A 17871-nucleotide genomic window follows, 5' to 3' on the forward strand; every position below is an offset into this window, starting at 1 on the left:
TTTCGCCAACCGGCGGCGGCCCCTATCCCGCCCGCCGCATCAGGTCACGCAGCGATCCATCCAGCGCCGTGCCGATCGTCACCCGCCGCTTGCCCATCGCCGCTTTGGCAGAGATTACCGAGACCAGCCGCGGCGGCAGGCCCGGCCGCATCTCCAGCACCGGCGACCCGGACGCGCCGAAATCCACCAGGCAGGACAGCACCAGGGTCCGGCTTCGCCGCGCCAGCACGCTGCAGGACGGTTCCAGCCCCGGCCGGGAGGCACGCTTGCGGGTGTAGGACAGAACCCCCAGGGTATCGCCGCGCTCCGCGTCCTGCGACATGACCAGCGGCCGGATCCGGCTGCGGCTGATCGGCCGGTCCAGCTTGAGCACCGCCAGATCGCTGCCGATCTGATGCGTGCCCGCGGGCCGGTAGCGGTACTGCGGATGCACCACTGCCTTCACCACTTGCCGCAGGGCCACCGCCTGCCGCCCTGACAGCCCGGCCTCGAACCAGACCGATGCCGGCGCGACCTGCGCCCCGGTGCGCGGATCGAACAGGCAATGCGCGGCTGTCAGCACCAGGTCCGGTGCCACCAGCGCCCCGGTGCAGATGTTCCCGTTAGCGATGTTCAGCCGTCCGACAGCCTCCCACCCGTCAAGGGTTGTGGCGCCTGGCCGCGCATCTTCCGCAGCGGCACCGAGGGGCATGCCCAGGGACAGGCATGCCGCCATCGCAGCAATGAATAGTTTCATGACCCACTCCAGCTTCCCACAAATTCATCGTCATTCAGGCGTGCGGCTGGAATGAGGCTAAAAGGTGCCATGAAGAGCCGGTTTCATGGACAGATTGCGGCAGCGTTAACAATTCCCTAATCCCCCGTTTATTGATGCTTAACCATGGCAAATAAAGCACCTGCAATGCCACAAAAACCCGGGCAGCAATGGCGGCAACCCAGAAACCACCTGAAAACGCGGGAAAATTTGCTGCTGCCCTGCCGGGATTCAAGCGCCGCACCGCCACTGCAGAGACGATTCGCACCGCCCCGGCGTGAACCATTTATCTGTTCTTGGTCCTGCAGCACTCCGCCGTAACGCTGTGCGCGCCGCCGCAATCGTTAAGAGCCAGACCGTCCGGGCGTCTGCGCTTGCCCGGGCCATCAGGGACAAAACTGCAGCGCAAAGGGCCGGCCACAACCTCAAGGTGACGCGAAGGAAAATCGAAATCCTATCGTAAAAGCGCAGTATCGTTAACCGATAAAAAATCTATCTGACGTTGAAACTGTGACAAATCGCATCACTGGCATCCGGCCGGGGACCGCCCGCAGGATGCCTCTCCGCTGGAGGGTAAATTGAAAATTCTGAGATCCATGAAACTCGCCCACAAGCTGCCGCTGCTGATCGTCAGCATTGCGCTGGTGCTCACGGCCGTGCTGATTGCCGTCAGCACCAGCAACTTCCGGCGCGGCGTGCTCCAGAACAGCGAATTGTTCATGCGGTCGCTGGTGGAGGACCGGGAGCTGGCTCTGCAATCCTATTTCGAAGGAATCGAAGCCGCCATTCTGACCATCGCATCGGTCCCCTCCACGGCCGGCTCAATGAAGGATCTGACCGCGACCTGGGCCACCAGAAGCGGCGAAGGCCAGGCTGAGGTGCAGAATCTGTCGATGTTTGCGTCCGTCGCGTCGCCCTATGAAATTCACTTCAAGCGCACCCATTCCGCCTTTCAGAAAGTGATGGAGCGAATGGGCTTTTACGACATCTTCCTGATTAACGCGGCCGGGGACGTGGTGTTTTCGGTCACCAAGGAAAGCGATTACGCCACCAACATGGTGTCCGGCCCCTTCCGCGAGACGGGACTGGCCAATGCGTTCCGGATGGCGGAGGCAGGGGAGCCTGGGAGGGTCTATTTTTCTGATATCGAAGCATACGATCCCAGTGCTGGCGCCCCGGCCGCCTTTGCCGCGACCCGGGTCGAGGATGACGCCGGCCGGTTCGCGGGGGTGTTTGCCCTGCAAGTGGCCATCGACGAGATCGCCATGATCACCACCAACTTCGGCGGCGCGCTGGAAACCCTGGATGTGTACCTGATCGGCGGCGACTTTAAGGCCCGCACCAAATCGCGCCTCGAAGGCCGCCACGGCGTGCTGGAAGAACTGCCGAACCTGCCCTACATCGAGACCGCCTTCGCCGGCAGCAGCTCCGGGGACAGCGCGTCAGATGCGGAGGAGGAGCGGTCTGTCTCGTTCCACCCCGCTGTGCAAAAACCGGACGGCCGCACGGTTGCAGCCGTCACCGGGCCTTTCAGATACCGAGACCTGAACTGGGCGATCGTTGCCGAGCTGGACCGGGAGGAAATCCTGGCGCCTGCGGTCCGCCAGCGCCAGATCATGCTGCTGATCTCCTTGGCCTGTGCTGCGGCTGTCTCCTTCCTCGGCTGGCTGTTTGCGCGGTCGATTACCCGTCCGATCGACAAGATCTGCACCCGTATGGAGGCTGTTGCCTCAGGCGATCTGGACACCAGCATCGAAGCTGCCGCACGCAACGACGAAATCGGCAAGATCGGCAAGACGCTGGTGTCGATGCAGGCCGACCTGAAGCAGGCGCGCATCGCCGAAGAGCGCCGCAACGAGCAGCAGCAGGAGCAGCAGTTCGTGGTTGAAAGCCTGAGCGCCGGCCTCGTGCGGCTGTCCGCAGGGGATTTTTCGCAGCCGATCACCGAGGCCTTTCCGAAGGATCACGAGCAGCTGCGCCACGACTACAACCTGACCCTGGAAACCCTGAAAGAAACTGTGCAGCAGGTGATCGAGGCGGCCCGCAGCATTCGCAACGGCGCCGAAGAGATCAGCCAGGCCTCCGATGACCTCTCGCACCGCACTGAGAGCCAGGCAGCCACCCTGGAAGAAACCGCAGCGGCGCTGGATGAGCTGACCGCGTCGGTCAAATCCGCCGCCGAGGGCGCCCGCAGTGTCGAAGCCACCATGGCAGAGGCGCGGGCCGAAGCCGAGGCCAGCGGCTCCGTGGTCGGCAACGCCGTGACCGCCATGACCGAGATCGAGCAGAGCTCGAACCACATCAGCCAGATCATCTCGGTGATCGATGACATCGCCTTCCAGACCAACTTGCTGGCCCTGAACGCAGGCGTCGAGGCGGCGCGGGCAGGTGAGGCCGGCAAAGGCTTTGCCGTGGTCGCAAGCGAAGTGCGGGCGCTGGCGCAGCGCTCCTCCGACGCGGCGATGGAAATCAAGACCCTGATCGGCGACAGCTCCAAACAGGTGGAGCGCGGAGTGGATCTGGTCGGCAAGGCCGGCGAGGCGCTGCAAAGCATCGTCGAACGGGTCACCCATATTTCGCAGCTGGTCTCCGGCATCGCCGAGGGCGCGGCCGAACAATCGACCGGGCTGGCCGAGATCAACACCGGCGTCACCCAGCTGGACCAGGTAACCCAGCAGAACGCGGCCATGGTGGAAGAGGCCACCGCGGCCGGCCACATGCTGCACACCGATTCAAACAAGCTGGCGGAACTTGTGTCGCATTTCACGATTGAGGGGCAGCATACCCCCCGCGCGGACCGTAAGAGACCGGAACCCGCCAGTGCGCACGCTGCTGCGGCGCCAAAGGACAGCTGGAGCGATGACCCCAGCCTGCCTGCAGATGGTGCCGGCCAAACCCTGGCAACGGGCACCGGCGGAGCGGGGAAATGGGAAGATTTCTAAGCCTGGCGGGCGCACAGCCCGCGGCACCGCCCGCCTCGGTCAGGCAAGCCTGAGACAGCGGTTTTGAAACCAGAGGCCGGACCGCAGTTCCGGCCTCTGGTCCAGCCATAATTCCCCGGCTGAACGGGCGGGCAGAACTGGTGCTGCGGACCGGATACCGCAGCTCTCCTGCTGCCCTTCATGGCGTTGCGCAACCGCAAAGCCTTGCCGTGCAGCACTGCCCCTGGACGCGCCGCGCACGCTTCCTGGCAAGGCCGCGGCAGCGGGCTTTCATGCCGCTGCCGCCGCGCGCTGCGGCCTCAGTTCCGGGCCACAGAACGTCTGCGCGTAGCCGGGATCACCCTGCCGCCCGGATCTTTGAGGCGCTGTAACGGCCCCGCTCAGAACAGGCCAGGCAGCTCAACCTGCAAATAATTTTCGCAAAATTCCCTGCTTCTTCCCCCGCCGGCCGGTTGCGCGGCCTCCCGAAACGCAACGGGTCCGCAAATATCATTTGGCAAACGTGTCCTTAACGTAAAATCCCGGCAACAGCCCCCTGCACTCAGTTTTCCTTAATCAAATGCCTCAAGATAATAAATCCATACGTGAAAATAAGCGAATATAATACCGCCTAGAGTGTGAAGCCCCGGGCAGCCGCTCCGGGTGCAGCTTAGTATTAAAAGGTATCAGGATGAGAAATACTCCGTTTTCCAGCAAGGGCGCCCCGCCGGTTCTGCAGCCCGTCAATCTGAACATTCTCTCTGTCGATGACGATGAGATTGACAGGCTGCGCCTGAGCAAACTGTGCCGCAAGGCCGGGATGACTGCAGAATTCCACGAGGCCGCGACCCTGGACGAAATGCGCCAGCAGCTGGACGCGGAGCAATTTGATCTGGTGTTCCTGGACCACAACCTGGGCATGGACACGGGACTGGACGCGCTGCGGCTGCTGGTGTCGCATGAAGACCAAGTGCAGGCGGTTCCCATCATGCTGACGAGCGCGACGAATTACCATATCGCCGTCGAGGCCATGCGCCGCGGGTGCGCGGATTACATTGTCAAGGATGAGCTGACCACGGATTCCCTGATGAAATCCATCGCCTCAGCGCTTGAGCGGCGGGCGCTTTACGGGCAGCTGTCGAGCGCACGGGCCTCGGAGAAGGAGCTGAGGCGGATTTTCCAGCGGTTCATTGTCGGCTGCGGGCCCGATCTCCGGCTGCTTCTGAGCCGGACGCTTGCCGGGGTGCGCGTGATCAAGTCGCAGGCGCGTCAGGATGACAGCGTGCCCCCCGCGATGCTGTCTGATGTCTCGCTGCTGGAACGCAGCTGCAAGGACCTGGTTGTGTTCATGGATGATCTGGACAGCGTGATCGACGACACCCGGGAATTCGCCGCCAAGGCTTCGCCCAACTTGCTGCAGTAACAGCCAGCCGCAGGTGCGGGCGGGCCCGGAGATCCAGAGCAAATCCTTCCCGAGAGGCTCGAAACCTCCCGCCCCGCCAAAGGCCAAAGGCCTTCACAGCGGACTGCGGCACGGAACTGCCCTGTGCAGGAACAGCGAAAGACGGCCGGATTGCGCTTCAGTCCGGCTGGCCAGCGGACCCCGCCTCCGCCTCTCCCGGCCGCTGGCCGCCCCGCAACAAGGAACATGCAGCATGGCCGTCAACAGCGCCCCCGCCAGCCGCCCTGCCCTGAACATTGTGCTTGTCGAGGACGATGACGGCGATGCCAAGGCCCTGCACCGCGCGTTTGACCGGGCCAGGATCGCCAACCCGATCCAGCGGTTCACCGATGGTGTCGAAGCATTGGCGTTTCTGCGCGGCGAAATGAGCCAGGTGCCGCCGCCCAATTTTGTGGTGCTGAGCGACATCAATATGCCGCGCAAGAATGGCCTCGAACTGCTGGAGGAAATCCGCGCCGATCCAGTGCTGCGCAAGGTCCTGTTTATTGTGCTGACGACGTCCGAGGACGAAAGGGATATTTCCGCAGCTTACGCCAATAACGTGGCCGGCTACATTCTCAAGTCCAATGCCGGAGACATGTTTGTCGATCTGATGGCCACGCTCGACCACTACTGGCGCATTGTTGAACTGCCCGAAATTCACATCACAAAGGTGTCCGATGACGGTTCTCAATATCCTGATCATTGACGATGACGCTGGCGACCGGAAACTGGTGCGCAGGCTTTTGCTGCAAATGCACCCGGACGCCAAGGTTGCCGAGGCGGACTGCGGGCAAAGCGCCCTGTCTCAGGCCGGCCTCCCGGTGGATGTGATCCTGCTGGACTACCTTCTGCCGGACGGCACCGGACTGGACCTTATCGCGCAGCTGACGGCGACCTGGCCGCGGGCGGTTTTGTTCATGACCACCGGCCAGGGGGACGAGGAAATCGCCAAGAGCGTCATTCTGGCCGGCGCCAGTGATTACATTCCCAAATCCGCGATCACTGCCGAGGCCCTCCAGCGAATGGTTTCGAACGGCCTGAAGGTCGCTGAAATGCGCTGGCGGATCCAGGAGCAGCAGAATGAGCTGCGGCTGTTTTCCGATGTGCTGGTGCATGACATGCGGGCGCCGCTGCGCGCCATCAAGTTTCTCAGCGACCAGATACAAGAAGACTATGACAACGGTGAATTTGACGAGGTCACCCGGCAGCTGGGCCTGATGAAGAAGTCGGTCCGCAAAACCTCTGACCTGATTGAACGGCTGGCAAGCCACATCAACCCGCACAGCAACGGGACCGCTGAGCATGTCACTGTCGACAGCCTGTTCGACAGCCTGCGCGCTGTCATGGCGCAGAATCTGGCGGCGTCCGGCGCCCGGATTGAATGGCTGTCCGGGGGGTTGGGCGTCTCGTGCTTTCCGCCGGACATCGTGCAGCTGCTGCAAAACCTGATCGGCAACGCCATCAAGTACAGCGGCGGCAAAACGCCTGAGATTACGGTGACGGCTGAACCCGCTGCCGGCGGCGTGATGATCTCGGTTGCGGATAACGGCATTGGCGTCCCGCCGGAGTACCGGGAGAAGATTTTCGAGCCCTTCAAGCGGCTGCAGCGCGGCAGCGACCAGCCCGGTACCGGCCTTGGACTGGCCACCTGCGCCAAAATCGCCAAGCGTCACAACGGGGCCATCTGGTGCGATCCCCACGCGGAGGCCGGCACGACGATCCGGTTTCTGGTCTGCCTCGGGAAATCCCAGGCGCAGAGACCGGCCTGACGGCGGCGCCCTTTCGGCAGGCGCTGCGGGCGGCCTGGCTTTTGGCGGCGGTCAGGTGCCTGCCTGCGCCGGGAAATGCGCCAGCAAGGAGGCTTTGGCCTCCAGAATATGCGCTCGGGTCAGGTCCGAGGCCAGCCGCGCATCGCCCGCCTCGCAAGCCTCCAGGATGGCAAGATGCTCCCGGCCTGCGCGCTCCATGCCGTTGCTCATCACCAACTGCGCCCGGATGTAGCGGTCGATCCGGTCCATCGCGCCGCTGGCCGCCTCGCGGAAGAAGGTCAGCCGGCTGGCGCTGTACAGCCCGTCATGGAAGGCCCGGTTCAGCACCCCCCATTCCATCGGATTTTTCGAGGCATCGAAGGCGGCGAAATCGGCACGGGCCCGGGCCAGCAGCTCTGGCGGCATCCGCGGCACCGCATCGCGGATGATCTCCGGCTCAAGCAGCGCGCGGAAATCAAAGATTTCGGCGGCCTCATCCGCCGACAGGCCGGCCACCACGGCGCCCTTGAACCGCTGGGTCCGGACCAGGCCGTGTTCTTCGAGCCGGTTGATCGCTTCGCGCACCGGCAGCCTGCTGGTCCTGAAATGGCGCGCGATCTCATCCTGGCGCAGCGGCTCCCCTTCCGCCAGCCGACCCTCGATGATGGCCTTGCGCAAGGCGTCGAACACCGCTGCCGAGGCCGAAGCCGATTTCGAGATATCCACAGGGTCCAGTTTCATGGCAGCGCGCCTCCTTTCCAGCAGGTGTAAGCGAAGCGGCTTGCCTGGAAAAGCGGCTTAACCGGCCATCGGGACAGCCAGCCCGGCGGGCGGCTTCCCCGTCACACTTCCAGCGAGACCCACAGCACCCTTGCGTCCTCCGCGCTGACCGACACGCAGCCATGGCCCATGCCGCTGTCGTAATAGACCGAGTCGCCCGGCCCCATGCGCAGCGGCCGGTAATGCTCGGTGTACAGGATCACCTCGCCGCTCAGCACGAACATGAACTCCTCCCCCTGATGGCGCACCCAATTGTCGAATTCGGTGACATCGCGCGCCTTGATGGTGCTGATGTAGGGGACCATGCGCTTGCTGGTCAGGTCGCTGCACAGCAGTTCATGGTCATAGGTGGTGGTTTCCTTGTGCTCCCCCTCGCCGGTGCGGGTAAAGTCCCGCCGCCCGGTAACGCCGCTTTGCCCGGACTGCAGGAACAGCTGCGGCGTTTCCAGTTCCAGCGTCTGCATCAGGCGGCGGATGATCTCGAAACTGGGCCGGGTCTGGTTGTTCTCGATCTTCGACAAGGTCGAGCGCCCGATGGCCGCGGCCTTGGCCGCTTCCTCCAGCGTCAGGCCCTTCTCCTTGCGGGCGTCGCGAATCATTTTCCCCAGGACTTCCCCGTCCGGAGCTTCCATCGCCTCGGGGCCCAGCCCTGTTTCTTCTGAGGGAATTGGTTCCATCTCTGCGAATTCTCCTGTTCCGCAAGCAGCTTAGCTTTGATGTATCCGCGGGTCAAAATTTCCGCATCAATACTTTTAGTTTGCAATAGGGAAAAAGTTTCCTATAGGAGACGCAACGTCGTATACGGCAGCGTACGTGCCGGTCTTGGACCGCATTTCGGAGGAGAAACCAAATGAGCGCTTACGATCTGATTGTGGTCGGGGCCGGTCCGGGCGGTTATGTCGCAGCGATCCGCGCGGCGCAGCTGGGCCTGAAGGTTGCTTGCGTCGAGGGCCGCGGCGCACTGGGCGGCACCTGTCTCAACGTCGGCTGCATCCCCTCCAAGGCGCTGCTGACCTCCTCCGCCAAATATGCAGAACTGTCCCATCTGGCCCAGCATGGCATCGCAGTTGAGGGCGCCAGCCTGGACCTGAGTGCGCTGATGGCCCGCAAGGACAAGATTGTCGGCGACCTGACCAAGGGCATCGCTTTCCTGTTCAAGAAGAACGGCGTCGACCACATTGAAGGCTGGGCCAGCCTCCCCGCCCCCGGCCAGGTGCAGGTGGGGGGCGACACCTACACCGCCAGCAACATTCTGATTGCCACCGGGTCGGAACCCAGCCCCCTCCCCGGTGTGGAGATCGACGAGGCGGATGTGCTGAGCAGCACCGGCGCGCTGGCACTGGACGCCGCGCCGGAGCATCTGGTGGTGATCGGCGCCGGCGTGATCGGGCTTGAGCTCGGTCAGGTCTGGTCCCGCCTCGGATCCAAGGTGACGGTGGTGGAATACCTCGACCGCATCCTGCCCGGCATCGACGGCGAGATTGCCAAGCTGTCCCAGCGCGCGCTGAGCAAGCGCGGCCTGAAATTCCAGCTGGGCCGTGCTCTGAAGAGCATTGAAAAGGGCGCAAACGGCCTGACGCTGACGCTGGACCGGGCCGGCAAGGGCACGGAAGAGCAGATCGAGGCGGACAAGGTGCTGATTGCCATCGGCCGCCGCCCTGTGACCCGCGGCCTGGGGCTGGAGGCGCTGGGAGTGTCCATCAATGCCCGCGGCTTCATCGAGGTGGATGAAACCTTCCAGACCTCTGTCCCGGGCATCTTTGCCATCGGCGACTGCGTGCCCGGCCCGATGCTGGCCCATAAGGCCGAGGAAGACGGGGTTGCCTGTGTCGAGATGCTGGCAGGCGAGCATGGCCATGTGGATTACAACACTGTTCCCGGCGTGGTCTACACCGACCCCGAAGTCGCCTCCGTCGGCCAGACCGAGGAAGCGCTGAAAGAGGCCGGCACCGAATACATCACCGGCAAGTTCGCCTTCATGGCCAACTCCCGCGCCCGCTCCACCGGCGAGACCGACGGTGCCGTTAAGGTGCTGGCGACGCCCGACGGCACGATCCTCGGCGCGCATATCTGCGGCGCCCACGGCGGCGATCTGATTGCCGAACTGGTGCTGGCGATGGCCAAAGGCGCCACGGTCGAGGACGTCGCCCGCACCTGCCACGCGCATCCGGCGATGGGCGAAGCGGTGAAAGAAGCCTGCCTTGACGCGCTTGGCCGCGCCATTCACGCCTGATCCGGAGAAAATTGTCAGATGACAATTCAGCTGCGCCCCCGCCACCCGGAAAAGGCCCACAAGGCCGACAGCGCCATCCCGCGCAAACCGAAATGGATCCGCAAGAAGAAGATCGAAAGCGCGGAATACTACGAGACCCGCAAGCTGATGCGGGAGCATGATCTGGCCACCGTCTGCGAAGAGGCCGCCTGCCCGAACATCGGCGAGTGCTGGTCCAAGCGCCACGCCACCATGATGATCATGGGCGAGGTCTGCACCCGCGGCTGCTCCTTCTGCAATGTAACCACCGGCAAGCCGGACACGCTGGACGCGTTTGAGCCGGGCCGGGTTGCGGCGGCTGTCAAGAAGCTGGGCCTGCGCCATGTGGTGATCACCTCCGTTGACCGGGACGATCTGGAAGACGGCGGCGCAGAGCACATTGCCCAGACCATCCGCGCCACCCGCCACCAGAACCCCGGCACCACCATCGAGGTGCTGACCCCGGATTTCCTGGGTAAGGGCGAAGCGGCGCAAGCAGTATTCGAGGCGGCGCCGGATGTGTTCAACCACAACCTGGAGACCGTGCCGCGGCTCTATCCCCGTGTGCGCCCCGGCGCGCGCTATTACACCTCGCTGCGGCTCTTGGACGACGCCAAGCGCGCCAATCCGCAGCTGTTCACCAAGTCCGGCATCATGGTCGGCCTGGGCGAGACACTGGAGGACGTGCGCCAGGTGATGGACGACCTGCGTGCAGCGGGCGTCGATTTCCTGACTGTGGGCCAGTATTTGCAGCCCACCCCCAAACACCACCCGATCGACCGCTTCTGGTCGCCGGAAGAATTCGAGCAGTTGGAACAGATCGCGCGCTCCAAGGGCTTTTTGCATGTGTCAGCGACACCGCTGACCCGCTCTTCGTTCCACGCGGATGAAGATTTTGCCGCCCTGAAAGAGGCCCGTCAGATGGCCTTGGCAAAGGGCAAATAACATTAACGCAAGCGGGAGGAGACCCATGGAAGCGTTAAATTCAATCGTAGGAGAAGTAAACGAAGTGGTTTGGGGGCCGATGATGCTGGTCCTCATTCTCGGCGTCGGCTTCTTCCTCCAGGTCGGCCTGAAATTCATGCCGATCCGGAAACTGGGCATGGGCTTTGGCCTGATGTTCAAGGGCCGTGAAGCAACCGGCGAAGGCCAGATCACCCCGTTCAACGCGCTGATGACCGCGCTGTCGGCCACCATCGGCACAGGGAACATTGCAGGCGTTGCCACTGCCGTGTTCCTCGGCGGCCCCGGCGCGCTGTTCTGGATGTGGATGACAGCATTGGTCGGCATGGCCACCAAGTATTCCGAAGCCGTCTGCGCCGTGAAATTCCGCGAGCGTGACGAAGAAGGCAACTATGTCGGCGGCCCGATGTACTACATCAAGAACGGCCTCGGCGCGAAATGGGCCTGGCTCGGCGTTGCCTTTGCCGTGTTCGGCTCCATCGCGGCCTTCGGCATCGGCAACGGTGTGCAGGCGAACGGCGTGGCACAGGTTCTGGAGACCAACTTCGGCTTCAACACCTCCATCACCGGCATCGTGCTGATGGTGCTGACCGGCGCCGTGATCCTGGGCGGCATCACCCGCATCGGCGCGGTGGCGGGCAAGCTGGTTCCGTTCATGGCGGTCAGCTACATCCTCGCCGGCCTGATCGTTCTGGCCGTCAACGCAGACGCCATCGGCACCGCCTTCAGCCTGGTGTTCACCCATGCCTTCACCCCCTCGGCAGCCGAAGGCGGCTTTGCCGGTGCGGCGGTCTGGGCGGCGATCCGCTTTGGTGTGGCGCGCGGCGTGTTCTCCAACGAAGCGGGCCTCGGCTCTGCCCCGATCGCGCACGCAGCGGCTGAGACCAAAGGTCCGGTCAACCAGGGCCTGATCGCCATGCTGGGCACCTTTATCGACACCATCATCGTCTGCTCGATCACCGGTCTGGCGATCATCGCTTCCGGCGCCTGGACCTCGGGTGAATCCGGTGCGGCGCTGACCTCGCTGGCGTTCGAAACCTCCCTGCCGGGCGTCGGCGGCTACCTGATCGCCATCGCGCTGTCGATCTTTGCCTTCACGACCATCCTCGGATGGTCCTATTATGGCGAGAAGTGCATGGAGTTCCTGTTCGGCGTGAAGGTCATGCTGCCCTACCGCATCCTGTGGATCATCGCGATCTACTTCGGGGCCACCGCCGACCTGGGCTTCATCTGGCTGCTGGCTGACACGCTGAACGCGATGATGGCCATCCCGAACCTGATCGCCCTGGCCCTGCTGAGCCCGATCGTCTTCAAGGTGACGAAAGAGTTCTTTGCCACCGGCGGCAAATCGGAAGAAGCCGGCCACGCTGCTGAGTAAGCTCTCCGGGAGGGCGCGTCCTGCGCCCTCCCCACACCCCGAAACCCTACAAATTCAAAGGCTGCACAGGATGACCGACGCACCCAAACGCACCCCGCTTTATGACCTGCACGTCGAGCTTGGCGGCAAAATGGTCGACTTCGCCGGCTGGGAAATGCCGGTCCAGTACCCCATGGGCATCATGGGCGAGCACAAGCAGTGCCGCGAGAAGGCAGCACTTTTTGACGTCTCCCACATGGGCCAGGTGATCCTGCGCGGTGAAAACGTAGGCGAGAAGCTGGAAACGCTCTGCCCGCAGGCCTATGCCGGCCTGAAGGAAGGCAAGGCGCGCTATGGCTTCTTCACCAATGAGAACGGCGGCATCATGGACGACCTGATCGTCTCCAACGCGGGCGATCATTACTTTGTCGTGGTCAACGCAGCGCTGCGCCATCAGGACATCCCGCATATGCAGGCCAACCTGGACGGCGTCGAAGTGACCGAAATCTTCGACCGCGCGCTGGTTGCCGTGCAGGGCCCCAAGGCCGAGGACGTTGTGGGCGAACTGTGCCCCGCCGCCCGTGATCTGAAGTTCATGGAAACCACCGTGGCGGAGATTGACGGCGCCGAATGCCGGATTTCGCGCCTGGGGTACACCGGCGAGGACGGCTACGAGATCTCGATCCCGGAAGCGGATGCCATCCGCATTTCCAAACTGTTCCTGGCCCATGACGACTGCGAACCCGCAGGCCTCGGTGCCCGCGACTCGCTCCGCCTGGAGGCCGGTCTCTGCCTTTATGGCAACGACATCGACCAGTCGACCTCGCCGATCGAGGCGTCGCTGTCCTGGGCGATCCAGAAGCGCCGCAAGGAAGAGGGCGGCTTCCCCGGTGCCGCGCGCATTCAGAAGGAGCTGGCCGAAGGCCCCGCCAAGAAACTGGTCGGCATCAAGCCCGAAGGCCGCGCCCCCGCCCGCCAGGGTGTGGAAGTTCAAAGCGAAGGCGGCGATACTCTCGGCACCATCACCTCGGGCAGCTTCGGCCCCACGGTCGGCGGCCCGGTTGCCATGGGCTATGTTGCGGCAGACCATGCCGCGCCGGGCACCAAGGTGAACCTCATCATCCGCGGCAAGGCGCAGCCGGCTGAAATCACCGCCCTGCCCTTCGTCACTCAGAACTACAAACGCTAAGACATCATCAGGAGAGTCAACATGGCCACCTATTATTCCGAAGACCACGAGTGGATCACCGTTGAAGGCGACACTGCAACTCTGGGCATTACCAAGCACGCCGCCGACCAGCTGGGCGAAGTTGTCTTTGTCGAGCAACGCGAAGCCGGCGACGAGTTCGAAAAAGGCGGCGAGATCGGCGTCATCGAGTCGGTGAAAGCCGCGTCGGAAATCTACGCGCCGCTGGACGGCGAAGTGATCGAGGTGAACGAAACCCTAGCCGACAACCCCGCCGCGCTGAACGAAAGCCCGGAAGGCGACGCCTGGATCTACAAGATCAAGATCTCCGACGCCTCTCAGCTGGACGATCTGATGGATCTGGACGGCTACAAGGCCCTGATCGGCTAAGCATCCCCTCCCCGCCGGAACCGTCCGGCGGGGTCCATTGCCCCAGACATTGCCCCAGACAAGGACCTCTGTAATGGCCTTCAAACTTACCGATTACGAAGCCTATGACTTCGCCAACCGGCGCCACATCGGCCCCTCGCCGCGCGAGATGGCCGACATGCTGCAGGTGATCGGCTTCAAAACCCTGGACGAGCTGATCGACGCCACCGTGCCGCCCGCCATCCGCCAGAAAGAGGCGCTGGACTGGGGCCCGGCAATGACCGAGCGCGATGCGCTTTTCCACATGAAGCAGGTGGCCTCCAAGAACAAGGTGCTGACCTCGCTGATCGGCCAGGGCTATTATGGCACCACCACCCCGGCGCCGATCCTGCGCAACATTCTGGAAAACCCGGCCTGGTACACCGCCTATACCCCCTATCAGCCGGAAATCTCCCAGGGCCGTCTTGAAGCGCTCTTGAACTTCCAGACCATGGTCAGCGACCTGACCGGCCTGGACATCGCCAACGCGTCACTGCTGGACGAAGCCACCGCCGCTGCCGAAGCGATGGCAATGGCGCACCGCGGCTCGCGCTCCAAGGCGAACAACGCGGCCTTCTTCGTCGACAAGAACTGCCACCCGCAGACCGTTGCCGTGATCCAGACCCGCGCCGAGCCCCTGGGCATCGACGTGGTGGTTGCCGATCCGGACGAGCTGGACCCGGGCGCGGTCTTCGGGGCGATCTTCCAGTATCCCGGCACCTACGGCCATGTGCGCGATTTCACATCGGAAATCGAAGCCATCCACGAGCACAAGGGCATCGCCGTTGTCGCCGCTGACATTCTGGCGCTGGCGCTGCTGAAGTCGCCCGGCGAGATGGGCGCGGATATTGCCATCGGCTCGACCCAGCGCTTTGGCGTTCCGATGGGCTATGGCGGCCCGCACGCTGCTTATATGGCGACCACCGACAAGCTGAAGCGCGCCATGCCGGGCCGCATCATCGGCGTGTCCGTCGATGCCCGCGGCAACAAGGCCTACCGCCTGGCGCTGCAGACCCGCGAACAGCACATCCGCCGCGAAAAGGCCAACTCCAACGTCTGTACCGCACAGGCGCTGCTGGCCGTCATCGCGTCGATGTACGCGGTCTACCACGGCCCCGACGGCATCAAGGCCATCGCCCAGTCGGTGCACCGCAAGACCTCCCGCCTGGCCGCGGGCCTGGAAGAGCACGGGTTCAAGGTGGAGCCGGAAGTGTTCTTTGACACCATCACCGTCGAGGTCGGCCCGCTGCAGAAAACTGTCATGGAAGCGGCCGTTGCCCGCGGTGTGAACCTGCGCAAGGTGGGCGAGGACCGCATCGGCATCTCGCTGGACGAGCAGACCCGCGCCGAGACCATCGAAGCGGTCTGGGGCGCCTTCGGCATCGGGAAGAAGGACGACAGCGTCAAGAACCGCGCCTACCGCCTGCCCGACTATGCGCTGCGGGAAAGCGAGTATCTGACCCACCCGATCTTCCACAAGAACCGGGCCGAGGCAGAGATCACCCGCTACATGCGCCGCCTGGCTGACCGCGATCTGGCGCTGGACCGTGCAATGATCCCGCTGGGCTCCTGCACTATGAAGCTGAACGCGACCATCGAAATGATCCCGGTCACCTGGCCGGAATTCGGCAACCTGCACCCCTTCTGCCCGGAAGACCAGGCGCAAGGCTACCACCAGATGATCGCCGATCTGAACGACAAGCTCTGCCAGATCACCGGCTATGACGCAATCTCCCAGCAGCCGAACTCCGGTGCGCAGGGCGAATACGCGGGCCTTCTGACCATCCGCAACTACCATGCGGCAAACGGCCAGGGCCACCGCAACGTCTGCCTGATCCCGACCTCCGCGCACGGCACCAACCCGGCCACCGCGCAGATGGTTGGCTATACGGTGGTGCCGATCAAGGCGGATGACAAAGGCAACATCGACGTCGCCGACTTCCGCGAAAAGGCGGAGAAGCACTCTGACCACCTCGCCGCCTGCATGATCACCTACCCGTCCACGCACGGCGTGTTTGAGACCACCGTGCAGGAGGTTTGCGGCATCACCCATGAGCACGGCGGCCAGGTGTACATCGACGGCGCCAACATGAACGCCATGGTCGGCCTGTCGCGTCCGGGTGACATCGGCGGCGACGTCAGCCACCTGAACCTGCACAAGACCTTCTGCATTCCGCACGGCGGCGGCGGCCCCGGCATGGGTCCGATCGGCGTCAAGGCGCATCTGGCAGAACACCTGCCGGGCCATCCGGAATACGGCACCGCCGTGGGTCCGGTCTCGGCGGCGCCGTTCGGCTCGCCGTCGATCCTGCCGGTCAGCTGGGCCTACTGCCTGCTGATGGGCGGCGCAGGCCTGACCCAGGCGACCCGGGTGGCGATCCTGAACGCCAACTACATCGCCGCGCGCCTGAAGGACGCCTACAAGATCCTCTACACCTCGGAAACGGGCCGCGTTGCGCATGAGTGCATCCTCGACACCCGCCCGCTGGCGGATGAGGGCAACGTCACCGTGGACGACATCGCCAAGCGTCTGGTCGACTCGGGCTTCCACGCCCCGACCATGTCCTGGCCGGTGGCGGGAACCCTGATGGTGGAGCCGACCGAATCCGAGCCCAAGGACGAGCTGGACCGCTTCTGCGACGCCATGCTGTCGATCCGGCAGGAGGCGCAGGACATCATCGACGGCAAGATCGACGCGCAGAACAACCCGCTCAAGCACGCGCCGCACACGGTGCGCGACCTGGTCGGCGAATGGGACCGTCCCTACAGCCGCGAACAGGCCTGCTTCCCGCCGGGCAACCTGGGCGTCGACAAGTACTGGCCGGTGGTGAACCGGGTGGACAACGCCTATGGCGACCGCCACCTGGTCTGCACCTGCCCGCCGATGTCGGAGTACGAAGAAAACGAGGCCTGATCCGTCAGGCCTCCCGCCCCGCCGGCCTGTCCGGCGGGGCACTCCTGCAGCGCCCGCCGCGCCGCATCCCCGCATGACCCGCTCAGAGGAGAGAATGATGTCCCGTCTCGAACCGCTGACCGTGCCAGCCTCCCGGCAAACCGCTGACAACGCGGCACAGACCCGCCTCCACGACGTCGAAATCATTCTGCCGCAGTCGGAGCCGCCTGCCGCGGCCCAGATGATTTGCGAGGTCTTCCGCGCCGCCAACGATCTGTTTCCCGACAGCGGCTACCGCACCGCCGTGCGCAACCTCAGCTCGCAGATGCGCGCGGTGCCCGCCGGCTGGAAGCCGCAGACAGTGATATTCCTCGGCGGCATCGCCAGCCGCTGGCCGCTGAATTCCGGCGAAAAGGCCAGCCTGCAGCGGATCTGCCGCCAGGCACAGCGCTGCCTGTTTGCCGGCAGTGCGGTTTTCCTGCTGCCAGAGACCGGCATCAACGCACCGGTGGAAAGCGCGGTGCACGCGAACTTTGCTGCCGCCGCAGAGGAAGAGCAGCTGGCCTGCGCCCCGGCAGGCACCCTGACCGCCAGCTCGGGCCGGATCAGCACCGCTGTCAGCAGTTTTGCCGCGCTGCGTGTGCTGGCCGCCTTTCTGCGCGCCGACCGCGGCCCCTTCATCGCCGATGCGGTGTGCGACTATCTGGGCCTTACCTTTGGGCCCGTGTCGGAGCAGTCCAAGGTGTCTTTGCAGCTGCGCCAGACAGCCGGCGGCGACGCGCTGATCGTCAAGATCCTCGATCTGATGCAGCAGAACCTCGAAGAGCCGCTGTTGATCCGGGATATTGCCCAGCAGGCCGGCGTCTCCCCGCGCAAGCTGGAGCGCCGCTTCCAGCAGAAGGCCCGCACCAGCCCGCTGGCCGCCTACCGCAAGCTGCGCATCGAAAAGGCCCGCCAGCTGCTGCTGCACACCACCCTGCCGCTGGCCGAGATCGTCGCCGCCACCGGCTTTGGCTCCCGCAGCAGCCTGACGGAATGGTTCAAGCGCGAGTACAAGACCAGCCCGCAGGCGTTCCGGAAGCAGTATTATGCGGACCGCCACCCTGCGGGGTCCATGGCCTGACAGCATCCGGTGCCGGACAGGAAAAAGGCGGCCCTGGGGCCGC

General features: G+C 64.0%; 15 protein-coding genes. 11 read left to right on the top strand and 4 right to left on the bottom strand.

The window, feature by feature from the left end:
* Positions 1-22: 22 nt before the first annotated feature.
* Together B2P87_RS03720 and B2P87_RS03725 are read right to left on the bottom strand one after the other, a co-directional pair.
* Positions 23-736: a trypsin-like serine peptidase gene (locus tag B2P87_RS03720; protein ID WP_082649591.1), complete on the bottom strand. Its 714-nt coding sequence runs from the start codon at positions 734-736 to the stop codon at positions 23-25.
* Positions 737-770: 34 nt separating this feature from the next.
* Positions 771-1040, bottom strand: coding sequence for a hypothetical protein (locus tag B2P87_RS03725; RefSeq protein ID WP_141889628.1), 270 nt, complete (start codon positions 1038-1040; stop codon positions 771-773).
* Positions 1041-1350: 310 nt separating this feature from the next.
* Here B2P87_RS03725 and B2P87_RS03730 point away from each other — a divergent pair, with 310 nt between their 5' ends.
* From B2P87_RS03730 to B2P87_RS03745, 4 genes are all read left to right on the top strand, one after another.
* Positions 1351-3696 (top strand): methyl-accepting chemotaxis protein, encoded by a 2346-nt coding sequence (locus B2P87_RS03730; RefSeq protein ID WP_286851895.1) that lies wholly within the window; start codon positions 1351-1353, stop codon positions 3694-3696.
* Positions 3697-4366: 670 nt separating this feature from the next.
* Positions 4367-5098 carry a response regulator gene (locus tag B2P87_RS03735; protein WP_058287734.1) on the top strand — a complete coding sequence of 244 codons (732 nt, stop codon included), beginning with the start codon at positions 4367-4369 and terminating at the stop codon, positions 5096-5098.
* A 232-nt stretch (positions 5099-5330) separates the two neighbouring features.
* Complete coding sequence (locus B2P87_RS03740; RefSeq protein WP_141889626.1) at positions 5331-5825, top strand: response regulator; 495 nt, start codon at positions 5331-5333, stop codon at positions 5823-5825.
* On the top strand, positions 5797-6888 hold the full coding sequence (locus B2P87_RS03745; RefSeq protein WP_141889625.1) for a sensor histidine kinase: 1092 nt from the start codon (positions 5797-5799) through the stop codon (positions 6886-6888). Before B2P87_RS03740 ends, B2P87_RS03745 begins: the two co-directional genes overlap by 29 nt.
* Positions 6889-6939: 51 nt before the next feature.
* Here B2P87_RS03745 and B2P87_RS03750 read toward each other — a convergent pair whose 3' ends face one another.
* Together B2P87_RS03750 and B2P87_RS03755 are read right to left on the bottom strand one after the other, a co-directional pair.
* Complete coding sequence (locus tag B2P87_RS03750) at positions 6940-7608, bottom strand: GntR family transcriptional regulator (protein ID WP_141889624.1); 669 nt, start codon at positions 7606-7608, stop codon at positions 6940-6942.
* A 101-nt stretch (positions 7609-7709) separates the two neighbouring features.
* Positions 7710-8324, bottom strand: a complete 615-nt coding sequence (locus B2P87_RS03755) for a helix-turn-helix domain-containing protein (protein ID WP_141889623.1) — start codon at positions 8322-8324, stop codon at positions 7710-7712.
* Between the two features lie 173 nt (positions 8325-8497).
* Between B2P87_RS03755 and lpdA the strand changes: the two genes are divergently transcribed.
* From lpdA to B2P87_RS03790, 7 genes are all read left to right on the top strand, one after another.
* Positions 8498-9880: a dihydrolipoyl dehydrogenase gene (gene lpdA, locus B2P87_RS03760; RefSeq protein WP_141889622.1), complete on the top strand. Its 1383-nt coding sequence runs from the start codon at positions 8498-8500 to the stop codon at positions 9878-9880.
* Between the two features lie 18 nt (positions 9881-9898).
* Positions 9899-10843, top strand: a complete 945-nt coding sequence (gene lipA / locus B2P87_RS03765) for a lipoyl synthase (protein WP_141889621.1) — start codon at positions 9899-9901, stop codon at positions 10841-10843.
* Positions 10844-10868: 25 nt separating this feature from the next.
* Positions 10869-12239 carry an alanine/glycine:cation symporter family protein gene (locus tag B2P87_RS03770; protein ID WP_141889620.1) on the top strand — a complete coding sequence of 457 codons (1371 nt, stop codon included), beginning with the start codon at positions 10869-10871 and terminating at the stop codon, positions 12237-12239.
* Positions 12240-12309: 70 nt separating this feature from the next.
* Positions 12310-13407 (top strand): glycine cleavage system aminomethyltransferase GcvT, encoded by a 1098-nt coding sequence (gcvT, locus tag B2P87_RS03775; protein WP_141889619.1) that lies wholly within the window; start codon positions 12310-12312, stop codon positions 13405-13407.
* A gap of 21 nt (positions 13408-13428) precedes the next feature.
* Entirely contained in the window at positions 13429-13794 is a 366-nt protein-coding gene (gene gcvH / locus B2P87_RS03780) for a glycine cleavage system protein GcvH (protein ID WP_027236610.1), read from the top strand.
* A gap of 73 nt (positions 13795-13867) precedes the next feature.
* On the top strand, positions 13868-16726 hold the full coding sequence (gene gcvP / locus B2P87_RS03785) for an aminomethyl-transferring glycine dehydrogenase (RefSeq protein ID WP_141889618.1): 2859 nt from the start codon (positions 13868-13870) through the stop codon (positions 16724-16726).
* Positions 16727-16823: 97 nt separating this feature from the next.
* Entirely contained in the window at positions 16824-17828 is a 1005-nt protein-coding gene (locus B2P87_RS03790; protein WP_244270263.1) for a helix-turn-helix domain-containing protein, read from the top strand.
* The last annotated feature ends 43 nt before the right edge of the window (positions 17829-17871 follow it).

Origin of the sequence: Leisingera sp. UBA4491 (assembly GCF_002388965.1) — a bacterium.
GTDB lineage: Bacteria > Pseudomonadota > Alphaproteobacteria > Rhodobacterales > Rhodobacteraceae > Leisingera > Leisingera aquaemixtae.